General features: G+C 64.2%; 13 protein-coding genes. 5 read left to right on the top strand and 8 right to left on the bottom strand.

The window, feature by feature from the left end:
- The gene (locus tag AC57BR_RS20290; RefSeq protein WP_496363861.1) at positions 1 to 537 is read left to right on the top strand and encodes a VanZ family protein; all 537 of its coding nucleotides are present in this window, start codon (positions 1 to 3) and stop codon (positions 535 to 537) included.
- On the opposite strand, the gene AC57BR_RS20285 is transcribed toward AC57BR_RS20290, so the two are convergent.
- From AC57BR_RS20285 to rfbB, 8 genes are all read right to left on the bottom strand, one after another.
- Positions 534 to 1313, bottom strand: a complete 780-nt coding sequence (locus AC57BR_RS20285) for an enoyl-CoA hydratase/isomerase family protein (protein WP_496363859.1) — start codon at positions 1311 to 1313, stop codon at positions 534 to 536. The two genes, AC57BR_RS20290 and AC57BR_RS20285, sit on opposite strands and share 4 nt — an antisense overlap.
- A gap of 38 nt (positions 1314 to 1351) precedes the next feature.
- Positions 1352 to 2578, bottom strand: a complete 1227-nt coding sequence (gene paaE / locus AC57BR_RS20280; protein WP_496363857.1) for a 1,2-phenylacetyl-CoA epoxidase subunit PaaE — start codon at positions 2576 to 2578, stop codon at positions 1352 to 1354.
- 10 nt (positions 2579 to 2588) lie between these two features.
- Positions 2589 to 3128 (bottom strand): 1,2-phenylacetyl-CoA epoxidase subunit PaaD, encoded by a 540-nt coding sequence (gene paaD / locus AC57BR_RS20275; RefSeq protein WP_496365191.1) that lies wholly within the window; start codon positions 3126 to 3128, stop codon positions 2589 to 2591.
- A gap of 5 nt (positions 3129 to 3133) precedes the next feature.
- A complete protein-coding gene (gene paaC, locus AC57BR_RS20270) occupies positions 3134 to 4048 on the bottom strand; it encodes a 1,2-phenylacetyl-CoA epoxidase subunit PaaC (protein WP_496363855.1) in 915 nt (304 codons plus the stop codon).
- Positions 4045 to 4428, bottom strand: a complete 384-nt coding sequence (gene paaB / locus AC57BR_RS20265; protein WP_496363853.1) for a 1,2-phenylacetyl-CoA epoxidase subunit PaaB — start codon at positions 4426 to 4428, stop codon at positions 4045 to 4047. The genes paaC and paaB overlap by 4 nt, the downstream gene beginning before the upstream one ends.
- Positions 4425 to 5444: a 1,2-phenylacetyl-CoA epoxidase subunit PaaA gene (gene paaA, locus AC57BR_RS20260; RefSeq protein WP_496363851.1), complete on the bottom strand. Its 1020-nt coding sequence runs from the start codon at positions 5442 to 5444 to the stop codon at positions 4425 to 4427. Before paaA ends, paaB begins: the two co-directional genes overlap by 4 nt.
- A gap of 162 nt (positions 5445 to 5606) precedes the next feature.
- Positions 5607 to 7013: a sugar nucleotide-binding protein gene (locus AC57BR_RS20255; RefSeq protein ID WP_496363849.1), complete on the bottom strand. Its 1407-nt coding sequence runs from the start codon at positions 7011 to 7013 to the stop codon at positions 5607 to 5609.
- 4 nt (positions 7014 to 7017) lie between these two features.
- On the bottom strand, positions 7018 to 8016 hold the full coding sequence (gene rfbB, locus AC57BR_RS20250) for a dTDP-glucose 4,6-dehydratase (RefSeq protein ID WP_496365190.1): 999 nt from the start codon (positions 8014 to 8016) through the stop codon (positions 7018 to 7020).
- Between the two features lie 65 nt (positions 8017 to 8081).
- Here rfbB and rfbA point away from each other — a divergent pair, with 65 nt between their 5' ends.
- The 4 genes from rfbA (at position 8082) to AC57BR_RS20230 (ending at position 12165) form a co-directional block, all read left to right on the top strand.
- Positions 8082 to 8987, top strand: coding sequence for a glucose-1-phosphate thymidylyltransferase RfbA (rfbA, locus tag AC57BR_RS20245; protein WP_496363847.1), 906 nt, complete (start codon positions 8082 to 8084; stop codon positions 8985 to 8987).
- Positions 8988 to 9151: 164 nt separating this feature from the next.
- Positions 9152 to 11290: an acyltransferase family protein gene (locus tag AC57BR_RS20240; protein ID WP_496363845.1), complete on the top strand. Its 2139-nt coding sequence runs from the start codon at positions 9152 to 9154 to the stop codon at positions 11288 to 11290.
- A gap of 186 nt (positions 11291 to 11476) precedes the next feature.
- On the top strand, positions 11477 to 11734 hold the full coding sequence (locus AC57BR_RS20235) for a hypothetical protein (RefSeq protein ID WP_496363843.1): 258 nt from the start codon (positions 11477 to 11479) through the stop codon (positions 11732 to 11734).
- A 2-nt stretch (positions 11735 to 11736) separates the two neighbouring features.
- The gene (locus tag AC57BR_RS20230) at positions 11737 to 12165 is read left to right on the top strand and encodes a hypothetical protein (protein WP_496363841.1); all 429 of its coding nucleotides are present in this window, start codon (positions 11737 to 11739) and stop codon (positions 12163 to 12165) included.
- The last annotated feature ends 14 nt before the right edge of the window (positions 12166 to 12179 follow it).

Below are 12179 nucleotides of genomic sequence, written 5' to 3'. Positions count from 1 at the left end.
GTGAAATTTCACGTGCCGGATTTCGGCGTTGGTGGGGGCTCCCGTAGCGTTTCCCGTATGGGGAAGTGGAGTCGGGCCGATGTAGCAGGATCCGCGCGTGCCCTGCTGGCTCTGTATCTGGCAGCCCTTGCATTCGTGGCCTTCTGGCCGGCCCCTGTTGACCGTCCTGTAACAGGGCGCCTGCAGGCTGCACTGTTTGCCCTCCACCGCTCGGGACTTCCCGAACTCATCAACTACAGCTTCGTGGAGTTCTCGTCCAACATCCTGCTGTTTGTGCCGATCGGAGTGCTCGCAGCCCAAGCTTTTCCATCCTTCCACCGTGGACGGATCGTGCTGAGCGCATTCCTGGCGTCCTGCTGCATGGAACTGGGGCAGAAGCTCTTTCTGCATGAGAGGTTTCCGAGCGCGATGGACCTCGTGGCGAATACGGCCGGGGCCATGCTGGGGCTCTGGGTTTTGGGTGTGGTTGAGCAGTGGTTGCGACAAGCTCAACCAACGCTGCCGCCCAAGCCAGCCCGGCCGCCAAAGATCGGTTAGCCCTTAAAGTTTGGTTCGCGCTTTTCCTGGAACGCCTTGAAGCCTTCTGCGTAGTCTTCCGTCTTGCAAAGGCGCGCCTGTTCGGCGTTCTCCTCCTGCATCGAGGTCCACAGGCCCAGGCGCTGGTCGCGGATGTGCGCCACCAGCTCCTTGCTCGCTTTGAACGCCCCCGTCGCTCCGGTAGCCACCTTCGCCACGATGGCGCGCGTGGTGTCCAGCAGCTCGTCCGCAGGCAGCGCCCTGCTAAACATCCCCTGAGCCACGGCTTCCGCACCGGAGATCAGCTCTGCCGTGTAGATCAGGTCCAGCGTGCGGTGCATGCCCAGCCGCTCCGTGAAGTACCAGTGCCCGCCCGAGTCCAGCGTGGCCCCCAGCTTGGCGAACGGCGAGCCGAACTTTGCGTTTTCCGCCACGTACACCACGTCCGTGGCCAGAAGCAGCCCCAGGCCCACGCCCAGGCAGGCGCCCTGGGCCGCCGCAAAGGTGGGCGCCGGGAACGAGCTCATCTTTTGCAGCAGCGGCTGCACCAGCCCGCCGAGGTACGCCTCGGCGTCGTCCGTCTCCGGCGTCACGCCGGCAATGTCCCGGCCCGCGCAGAAGGCGCGTCCCTCTCCCCTCAGCAGCAGCGCCCGCACCTCGCCGCGCGAGGCGGCGGCAGCGGCGTCGTCGTACGCCTGGGACAGTTCCGCCAACGCCTGCTCATCCAGCGAGTTCAGCTTCTGCGGGGCGTTCAGGACCACTTCGGCGACGCCGTCGGCGATGGAAAGGGAAATCATGGCTGCTCCTTTGAGACCGGGAAGGGCGGGACAGAAAGTTACACGTCGAAGTCGACTGAGACTTCCTTGCTGGTGGGGTGCGACTGGCAGGTCAGGACGTAGCCCTTGTCCAGCTCGTCCTGTTCCAGGGCGTAGTTTTCGTCCATGGTCACGGTGCCGGTGACCACCTTGGCGCGGCAGGTGCCGCACACTCCCCCGGCGCACGCGAACGGCACGTCCGGGCGGACCCGCAGTGCGGCGTTGAGGATGGACTCGCGGGCGTGCGTGGGGCTGGCCACCTCGCCCTGCAGGCCGTCCAGTTTGAACGTGATCTTGTACGTCTCCTTGGACTCGTCCTCCACAACGGGCCGGCCGGCGTTGCCCTCGGGGCGGTCCGGCTTGCCGGAGGTGAACAGCTCGAACCGGACGTGCTCCGGCTTCACGCCGCGCTCGGCCAGGGTGTCCCGGCACAGCTGCACCAGCTCGAACGGCCCGCACAGGAACCATTCGTCCACGTCGTCCGCGTGGATGGCGGTGCCCAGCAGCGCCCGCAGCTTCTCGGCGTCGATCCGGCCGCTCAGCAGCGGCGCGATCCGCTGCTCGCGCGACAGCACGTGGTGCAGCGCCAGCCGGGAGGGGTACCTGTCCTTCAGGTCCGCGAGCTCCTCCAGGAACATCACGTCCATGGCGGCCTTGTTGGCGTAGATCAGGTCGAACCGGGTGTCCGGGCTGGCCGCGAGCAGCGTCCGGGCGATCGCGATGACCGGCGTGATGCCGGAGCCCGCGGCGATCGCCACGAAGTTCCCCGGCTCCCCCGCCAGGTCCTCCGGATGGTTCATCGAGTTCATGACGTTCTGGTCCACGGCCTGCCCGTCACGGCCGTGCTTGGAGACGAACGCGCCCATGGGGCTCATGACCTCCAGGGTGTCCCCGGCCTTCAGCTCGGCGTTGGCCCACGTGGAGAACTGCCCGCCCAGGTCCTTCTTGATGGCCACCCGGATCTCGCTGCTGCCGTCCGCGAAGCCGCGCGGCTCGGCGCAGATGGAGTAGCTGCGGCGGATCTCCTTCGGCTCGCCGGTTTTGTCCGGGAGCGTGGTGCGCAGGGCCACGTACTGGCCCGGCAGGTAGTCGAACTGGCCGGCGAGCTCGGCCGGCACCGCGAAGGTCACCTCAATGGCGTCCTCGGTGAGCCGTCGCACCTCCGCGACGGTGAGGGTATGGAAGGACGGACGACGGCGGCCGGTGGCCTGCGCCGATTCGGCGGCAGTCTGGCGGACAACAGGCATGGGTAATTCCTTACAGGACTTTGAAGTAGTCGAACGGTTCCCTGCAGTCCTGGCACACATAGAGCGCCTTGCAGGAGGTGGAACCGAAGCGGGTGAGTTCCTTGGTGTTCAGCGACGAGCACTGCGGGCACTTCACGGCCAGGCTCAGGCGGACGGGGCCGTTGTGGCCGCCTGCCGCAGCCCTGCCGGAGGGCGGCGCGATGCCGTACTCCCGCAGTTTGGCCTTGCCGGCGTCCGTCATCCAGTCCGTGGTCCACGCCGGTGCGAGCACCAGTTCCACGTGCACGCTGGGGTAGCCCTCCTTGTGGAAGGCGGCCTTCAGGTCGTCGCGGATGGCGTCCATCGCCGGGCAGCCCGAGTACGTGGGCGTGATGGTGACCTGCACGGCAGGAACCGGCCCGCCGTCGTCGAACAGCCTCACGCCCCTCAGGATGCCGAGGTCCTCGATGGTGAGCACCGGGATCTCCGGGTCGCAGACCGTGGCGGCGATGTCCCACGCCTTCTGGTCCGCCGTGATGCCGGTCTTGGTCTCGAAGTCCGATACGTACATGGCAGTCACCAGCTGGCTCCGGGATGCTCCCGGGCCAGCACCTGCATCTCGGCCAGGATATAGCCCAGGTGTTCGGAGTGCCTGCCGCGGCGGCCGCCGCCCGGGGCGAACGGCACCTCGGGCACCTCCAGCTCCGCCTCCTTGAGGACCTCACCGGTGAGGCGGTCAAAGTCCGCCTTCAGGCTGGAAGGTTCGACGGCGGCGCCCGCCTCCGCGAGCCGGGTCACCAGTTCATCGTCCTGGAAGAGTTCGCCGACGTACGGCCAAATGAGCTTCAGGCCGTGGATCATCCTTTGGCGGGACTCGTCCGTGCCGCCGGCCAGGCGCAGCACCCACTGGGCGCTGTGGTCGCGGTGGTAGTCCACTTCCTTCACGGCCTTCGCGGCGATGGCAGCCAGGGTGGCGTCGGTGGATTCGGTGAGCCGGCGGTACAGCTCGAACTGGTAGTAGCTCACCACGAACTGCCGGGCGATGGTGATCGCGAAGTCCCCGTTGGGCTGCTCGAACAGGTGCGCGGAGCGGAACTCGTGCTCGCGGCGGAAGTAGGCGAGGTCATCCTCGGTTTTATGGTTGAGGCCGGCGGCGTAGCTGAGGAAGGACCGGGCGTGGCCCAGCTGGTCCAGGGCGATGTTGCCCAGGGCCACGTCCTCCTCCAGCTCGGGGGCGCGGGAGATCCAGTGGCCCAGGCGCTGGGCGAGGATCAGGGCGTCGTCGCCCAGGCGCAGCGCGTACTCGGCCATGTCCTCGGTGGGCTTGGCCAGGCCGGTGCGGACCTCGAGCGCGATGTCCTCCGGGCGGAGCGCGTTCCCCGGGGTGATGCGGGTGGCGCTGGCCGACCCGTCGCCGCTGGCACCTGCACCCGCGACGCCGACGGAGATGTCGCCGTGGCCTTCTGTTTGCTGCGTTTCCGGGGCCGTCACAGGTGCTTCACTCCTTCGCTCTTGGTGTAGTACGTGGCGTGCCGGTAGTCCTTGCCCTGCGGCGACTCGAAGAACGAGCCCTTGGCGTCCGGGTCGCTCGAGGCGATGGCGTCCGCGGGGACCACCCAGATGGAGACGCCCTCGTTGCGGCGGGTGTACAGGTCGCGGGCGTTGCGCAGGGCCATGGCGGCGTCCGGCGCGTGCAGGCTGCCGGCGTGCACGTGGGACAGGCCGCGGCTGGACCGGACGAAGACCTCCCAGAGGCCCCAGGCATTGCCGCTGGTTTCGGCGGGAGCGGCCGCCGGGCTCGCCTTTGGAGCCTCGCGGTTGATTTCAGTGGCGGAGCTGGCCGGAACTTCCGGGTTGCCGTGGGGGCTCATGCTGCGAATTCCTTTGTCTTCATTGACTGTTTGTGTGCGTAAGCCGCCGCTGCCTCGCGGACCCAGGCGCCGTCGTCGTGCGCCTCCCGGCGGCGCTCGAGCCGCTGCGAGTTGCAGGGGCCGCGGCCGGCCAGGACTTCCTTGAACTCGTCCCAGTCCAGCGGGCCGTGTTCCCACTTCTTGGTGTCCTCGTTGAAGCGGACCTCGCTGTCCGGGAGGGTGAGGCCCAGGACCCTGACCTGCTCCACCATCATGCCGACGAACCGCGAGCGCAGCTCATCGTTGCTGAAGCGCTTGATGTTCCAGGCCATGGACTGCTTGGAGTTCGGTGAATCGTCGTCCGGCGGGCCGAACATCATCAGGGCCGGGGCGTACCAGCGGTTCACGGCGTCCTGGGCCATCTGCTTCTGCGCGGGGGTTCCGTTGGAGAGTTCCAGCAGGATCTCGAAGCCCTGGCGCTGGTGGAAGGACTCTTCCTTGCAGATGCGCACCATGGCCCGGCCGTAGGGGCCGTACGACGCACGGCACAGCGGCACCTGGTTGCAGATGGCGGCACCGTCGACGAGCCAGCCGATGGCACCCATGTCCGCCCAGGTCAGGGCCGGGTAGTTGAAGATCGAGGAGTAGCGGGCCTTCCCGGCGATGAGGTCGTCCATCATCTGGTCGCGGGACTGGCCCAGCGTCTCGGCGGCGGAGTAGAGGTAGAGACCGTGGCCGGCCTCGTCCTGGACCTTGGCCATGAGGATGGCCTTGCGCTTCAGGCTGGGGGCGCGGCTGATCCAGTTGGCCTCCGGCTGCATGCCGATGATCTCCGAGTGCGCGTGCTGCGAGATCTGGCGCAGGAGGGTCTTGCGGTAGGCGGCAGGCATCCAGTCACGCGGCTCAATCCGGGAATCCTCGGAGATCACGCGGTCAAAGTATGCCTGGCCCTCGGCCTCCAGCTGGGCCTGGTTTTCTGTGGCTTCCTGGGGGGCTGCCGGCTGGTCAGGCACTGACTGCAGGTTCTGCGCTGCCATGGTTGCTCCTATGCATTCACGTCCGTACTCGGATTATTTACCGACCGTTCGTTCAGGATATGCGGAAGCGGCGAAGGGCGTCAAGCAAGGGCACGCAGAAAAGCGCCGCTGACTTCGGGCGAAGTCAGCGGCGCTTTCGGAACAGAATGTCCTGCGGATCTATTACTGCAGATACTCACTCAGCGCTTCATGGGAATGCCGAGGCGAGAATCCCGAGGCGCGGATCTTGCCCAGGTTCAAGGCGCTATTGAGCGGTCTGGGAGCAGCAGCCTTGCCCTCGAAGTACTGAGCAGTGCTGACCCCAGTCACGTCGTCCCTGGATGAGCCCGCCAGCTCAAAGACGTCGGCGGCAATGTCCGCCCACGACTGCGGGTTTCCGTTGTTGCTGAGGTTGTAGGTACCGTAGGCGGCGCCGCTCTGAAGCAAGTGCCGGATGCCGGCTGCAATATCCTGCGTGAAGGACAGCCGCCCAACCTGATCATTGACCACCGACGGCTTGATTCCACGCCGCGCCAGCGACGCCATAGTACGCACGAAGTTGTTTCCTTCGCCGATGACCCAGCTGGTCCGCACGATGTAGTGCCTGGGGACAACGCTGATGACAGCGTCCCCAGCAGCTTTCGTCTGGCCATATACACCGAGCGGCGTGAACGACTCGCTCTCATCATGAATGTCGCGGCCGCCGTCGAAAACGTAGTCCGACGAGACGTGGACCAGCGTCAGGTCGTAATCGACCGCTATGCGGGCGAGACGGGCCACGGCATTGACGTTGATCTCCCACGCTGTGGCACGCCCCTCCTGGGTTTCAGCCGCATCCACCGCGGTGTAAGCCGCCGCGTTGATGATGGTCGAGTAGTTCTTCCAGTTCCGGCTGCTGTATGAATCGGCGCTGGCCAGATCGAACTCCGCGCGGTTCGCGAATTCGACGGAGTCCACGCCGTCATAGATGGCTCTTAGGGCCTTGCCGAGCTGCCCATCAGCACCCAACACCAGCGTTTTCTTCGGGGCCATCCGAAGGACGTCTGCCAGCCGAGGGTGCGCCTTGTCCTTGTCCGAAAGCTCTGCCTTGTCGAGTGGAATCGGCCATTGAATGGCGGCGCTTTCATCGGCAAGATTCAGGAACGTGTACTGTCCCTGGGCATCTGCGGACCAGTGATCGTTGACCAAGTACGTGTAGGCCGTGTTGTCCTCGAGTGTCTGGAATGCGTTGCCGACACCCCGGGGAATGAAGATGGCCTGGCTCGCGTCCAGCTCTGCAGTAAACACAGCACCAAAGGACGGACCTTGGCGCAGATCGACCCAGGCGCCGAAAATCCTGCCCGTGGCCACCGAGATGAACTTATCCCAGGGCTCCGCGTGAATGCCGCGGGTTGTTCCGGCCTTCTCGTTGAAGGAGATGTTGTTTTGGACCGGGCGGAAATCCGGCAGTCCCAGTGCGATCATCTTTTCGCGCTGCCAGTTTTCCTTGAACCAGCCGCGATTGTCCCCATGCACCGGAAGGTCGTAGAGAACCACGCCGGGAATCGGCGTTTCGTGGGCTTGGAGCTGCTTGGAGAACTCGATCGACATGGCGCTACTGACCCTGCTCCTTGTACTTCGCCTCCGTGGCGGCCTTCTGGGGACGCCACCAGTCCTCGTTGTCCCGGTACCAAGCAATGGCGTCTTCAATACCGGCATCAAAATCGGAGAACTCGGGCTGCCAGCCCAGCTCCGTACGGAGCTTCGAGGAATCGATGGCGTACCGCAGATCATGGCCGGCGCGGTCCACTACGTGGTCATAAGCGTCCGATGCCTCGCCCATGTGCTTCAGGATCAGCTCGACGACGTCCTTGTTGTTCTTTTCGCCGTCAGCGCCGATCAGGTACGTCTCGCCGATCCGGCCCTTGGCGATGATGGCCAGCACTGCCGATGAATGGTCGTTGGCGTGAATCCAGTCCCGAACGTTTTCGCCCTTGCCGTACAGCTTCGGCCGGATGCCGTCAATGACGTTGGTGATCTGGCGCGGTATGAACTTCTCGACATGCTGGTAGGGGCCGTAATTGTTCGAGCAGTTGCTGATGGTTGCCTGAAGCCCGAAGGAGCGGACCCAGGCCCGGACCAGCAGATCGGAACCAGCCTTCGTGGAGGAATAGGGACTGGACGGGTTGTATGGAGTGCTCTCCGTGAACCGCTCCGGATCGTCCAACTCAAGGTCCCCGTACACCTCGTCAGTGGAGATGTGGTGGAAGCGTTTGTCGTGCTTCCGGGCGGCCTCGATCAGCGTGTAGGTGCCGATGATGTTTGTGTCCAGGAAGGGCCGCGGATCATGCAGGGAATTGTCGTTGTGTGACTCGGCGGCGTAATGAACCACGACGTCGCAGTCGGCCACAAGGCTGTCGACTACTGCGGCGTCAGCGATGTCCCCGACGACGAGTTGAAAGCGGTCCGCCGGCAACCCCTCAAGCGAGGCCCGGTTCCCCGCGTAAGTCAGCTTGTCGAGGACGGTGACGGCGTTATCGGTGTGATTCAGGACATAGTGCACAAAATTGGAACCGATGAAACCGGCACCACCGGTCACGAGGAATTTCTGCATGATTTCCATATTTCCATAGCGCCACGGATTTGTTTGAACCCGCCATAGCGTCGAAACTAGATCCCATGCGCGGGATTATCCTCGCCGGGGGGACCGGTTCAAGACTTCATCCGATTACACAGGGCATCAGCAAGCAGCTGGTTCCTGTCTACGACAAGCCGATGATCTACTATCCGCTGTCGACTCTGATGCTGGCCGGCATCCGGGACATCCTGATCATCACGACTCCGTACGACGCGGACCAGTTCCAGCGCCTGCTGGGCGACGGCAGCCAGCTTGGCGTCAACATCACCTACACCCAGCAGCCCTCCCCCGACGGTCTGGCCCAGGCATTTGTTCTAGGTGCCGATCACATCGGCGACGGGCCGGTGGCACTGGTCCTCGGTGACAACATCTTTTATGGCCCGGGCATGGGCACGCAGCTCCGCCGATTCGCGGACATCGAAGGCGGCGCCATCTTCGGATACCGCGTTGCTGACCCGACCGCCTACGGCGTCGTGGAGTTCGACGCCACGGGCAAAGTCATTTCCCTCGAGGAAAAGCCGGAGACGCCGAAAAGCCATTATGCCGTGCCCGGGCTCTACTTTTACGACAACGACGTTGTCGAAATTGCCCGCAATCTGCAGCCCTCGCCACGTGGGGAACTGGAAATTACTGATGTGAACCGCGAATACCTGGAACGGGGCAAGCTCCAGGTGGAGATCCTCCCCCGCGGCACTGCCTGGTTGGATACCGGCACCTTCGATTCCCTCAATGAGGCGTCAGAGTTCGTGCGCACAGTCCAAAAGCGTCAGGGCCTCTCCATAGGTTGCCCCGAAGAGATCGCATGGCGTCTCGGCTTCCTCAGTGATGATGAGTTGCGCGAACGTGCGGAACCGCTGGGCAAGAGCGGCTACGGCCGGTACCTGCTGGACTTGCTCGCCGAGGATGCCACGGAGAACCCCCAGCGGCTGGAGTTGTCTCTTCGCTAGCTAACGGCCCTTCATGCCCCTGCTCAAATGTGGGGGATAACCAGATATGTCTGGCGGGTAAAATATCACCAACGCCGGTCTCATTTGGGGGAATTCTCTTGTCCGTGACTCATGCCCGCATGCCAGTGGGCCGGGCCGCTCAACGCAAAGCGAATTTCCCGGCGGTGAGGACGGACAATCCCCGCGCACGAAAGCGCTATGACATCCAGGGCCTTCGCGCACTGGCAGTTGCGCTGGTTATTGCGGACCACCTGCTGGCTTACCCCACCGGTGGCTTCATCGGCGTCGATGTCTTCTTCGTGATCTCCGGTTTCGTCATCACTGCCAGCCTGATCCGGGAGCATGACAAAAACGGCAGGATCTCCTTCGCGGACTTCTACCGGCGCCGGGCGCGACGCATCCTGCCGCTGGCATCGCTAGTTATCGTCTTGACGCTCATCGCGTCATGGGCTGTGTTCTCCACTGCGCGCTTCGCGGGCATTGCCCAGGACGGATTGTGGGCGTTCCTGTCTGCGGCCAACTGGCACCTGGCCATTATCGGCACTGACTACATGCAGGCCGGAGGGGCGGTATCCCCGCTGCAGCACTTCTGGTCGCTGGCCGTCGAGGAACAGTTCTACATCGTTTGGCCATGGCTGATCGTGCTCATGCTCGGGTGGGGAGCTTCCAAGCGAGGCCGTTCGTCTTCCGGGGCCCGGCGTTCACTGGGCCTGGCCTTGCTTGCCGTGGTCGGAGCATCGTTTGTCTTCGCCATGTGGGAAAGCTCCGCCTTACCCACCGTCGCATACTTCTCGACGTTTTCCCGCGCCTGGGAGCTCTGCTGCGGTGGTCTGTTGGCCGTTATGGCGCCGGTTCTGCTGCGCATTCCGGACCGCATCAGGCCCGCTTTGGCCTACCTCGGCCTCGCAGGAATCGTCTTCGGTGCCTTCGCTATGACACCGGAACTGACCTTCCCGGGTCCATGGGCAGCGGTGCCAGTCCTTGCAACCATGGCCGTCATCTCCGCAGGGACCGGAGGGGAGCAACGACTGCTGGCTCCACTGACTAACCGCGCCTCCCGCTACCTGGGCGACATTTCATACTCTCTGTACTTGTGGCACATGCCTGTCATCATTCTTCTTGAAGCACTTCGGCCATCGAGTGGTGCAGCAGACTACGCCGTTGCTTTAGCCCTCACCTTCGCGCTGTCAGCATGGTCCTACCGCTTCTTTGAAGAGCCAGTCAGGCACTCGCAGTGGCTTGAGCCCAAGGCAGCCAAGGCAGCCAGGGCGCCGCACGAGGCCGCGACCCGGCTGGCCTTCGGAGGGCTCACTGCCCTTGCCCTGGCTGCCGCCATCGTGGTGAGCTTCACCCTGGCGAAGGCCGCCCCGGTCACCGAAAGGGCTGTTGGGCACCCAGTCGTGACGCCGGGTGCTTCCTCCCCTGCTGTTGCAAACACTCCCTCAGCACGGCTGAGCCAAGAACTCACCCTTGCCCTCTCGGCATCCCAGTGGCCAGAGCTTACGCCGGCGATCGATACGCTTGGCGACGACGCGAAAGCACCTGAATGGGTGGAGGACGGATGTCTGGGCGACGAGCGGGGCGCTCTGGAGGACCCCACAGAAAATGCCGCCCGTTGCATCTACGGAGACGAAGCGGCCACGAAGACAGCAGTCGTTCTCGGCGACTCCGTGGCTATCAGCTACGTTCCAGGCATACGCGCCGCACTTGAGCCGCGGGGATACAAGATCCACGTTTACACCATGCAGCAGTGCCCGTCTGCGGAGGTTGACGTGTTTAAATCTTCCAAATCGGCACACCCCAAGTGCGCCCCTTTCCGGACGTGGGCCCTTCAGCAGATAGCCGCCATGAAGCCTGACATGGTGATCAGTTCCAGCTCAACGGGAACGTTGGTGCGCCTTTCCAGTGGAGCAACGGGCACTGCAGCGGCCGACGAATGGAAAGAGGCGTCTAAAAAGCTGTATACAGAACTCTCCGCCTCGGCTAAACAGGTTTTCGTGCTGGACCCGCCTCCACGCGGCCGCAAGTTCGCTGAGTGCGCCACGAAGATCAGCACGCCTGCGGACTGCGCGTCAAAGGTGCAGCAACTCTCACTGGACATGACGGCCGCCGGCCGGGCGGCCCTTGACCCTGCCGGGCAGGCGAACGTTCACTTCGTGGACACCGTTGGATGGTTCTGCATCGCTGGGAACTGCCCCGCTTTCGCCGGAACGTCACCTATGCATGCAGACGGGGCCCACCTCACGGCAGCCTATTCAAAGTCACTTGGGCCCGTGCTGTCCGAGGCGCTTGTGCTCAAGTAAATACAGGTTCACGGTGGGCCGCCCGGGACCAAAAACCTGTACAGGTTCCGGGAACAGGTGTATTTTTCAAAGCAGGGTCCTGCATGGCTGAAGTTCCCGCAGGAACCTCCTCCGGCATCGTGCACCGCCGGGGGTACCCGCTGTAGCCTCACGGCGGACATCGTGCACCCGAGGAAAGAGCCTGACGTGGCCACCTCCCATTTCCAGCAGTTCCTTCATGACGCAACCACCCCCGCTGCAGACACCGACAGCCCGCTGGGGCCGGACTGCCTGTACGGGCTATACACGAGCTGGTGCCTGCTCCAGGGCGTGAAACCCAAACGCCCCGCCGTCTTCAGGGCAGGAATGCGCCTGCGCGGGGTAAATGTCCGCAACGGCAGGCTGAGGATGAAGGGACGCGCCGCAGCAGACTACATCCTCTCCAGCTACCCGTACGCCCTCTGATCATGTCGCTGGGTTTCCACGGCTTCCGCCAGGACGGCGCCGGCCGGCACCGCGTGCTCCCGGTGATGTGCGGCCACTGCGGCACCGACCGCCATCTCACCATCAGGTCCGTCGCCGGGCTTCAACACTCGCCTCCGGAGATCGTCCTTGTCTCCTACACCTGCAGCCGGTGCGGGCTCTTCAGTGAGCATCCTGCCCAGGCCGCGGACCTGTCCATGGTCCTGGCCCGTGCCGAGCAGACAGGGGACGTGCTGATCTTCGGCGGGCACTACATCCACTGTGGACAGCCGATGCGGAAAGCCGGGTCGGAACTCCGCCGGCTCTCCGCGCCGCTGTCCACCGAAGGCACAGACGGGGACACCCTGGATGTCTACCTCGCCACCCGGGTCCTCAGGTGCGACTGCGGGTTCCAGGTGGAACTGCCGGAATAGGGATTGGCAGGCGC

The sequence above is a fragment of the Arthrobacter sp. BGA-UO-ETr-C19 genome, from assembly GCF_059568005.1.
Note: the sequence above shows the minus strand (reverse complement) of the source record. Positions and strands in the feature narration are given on the sequence as shown.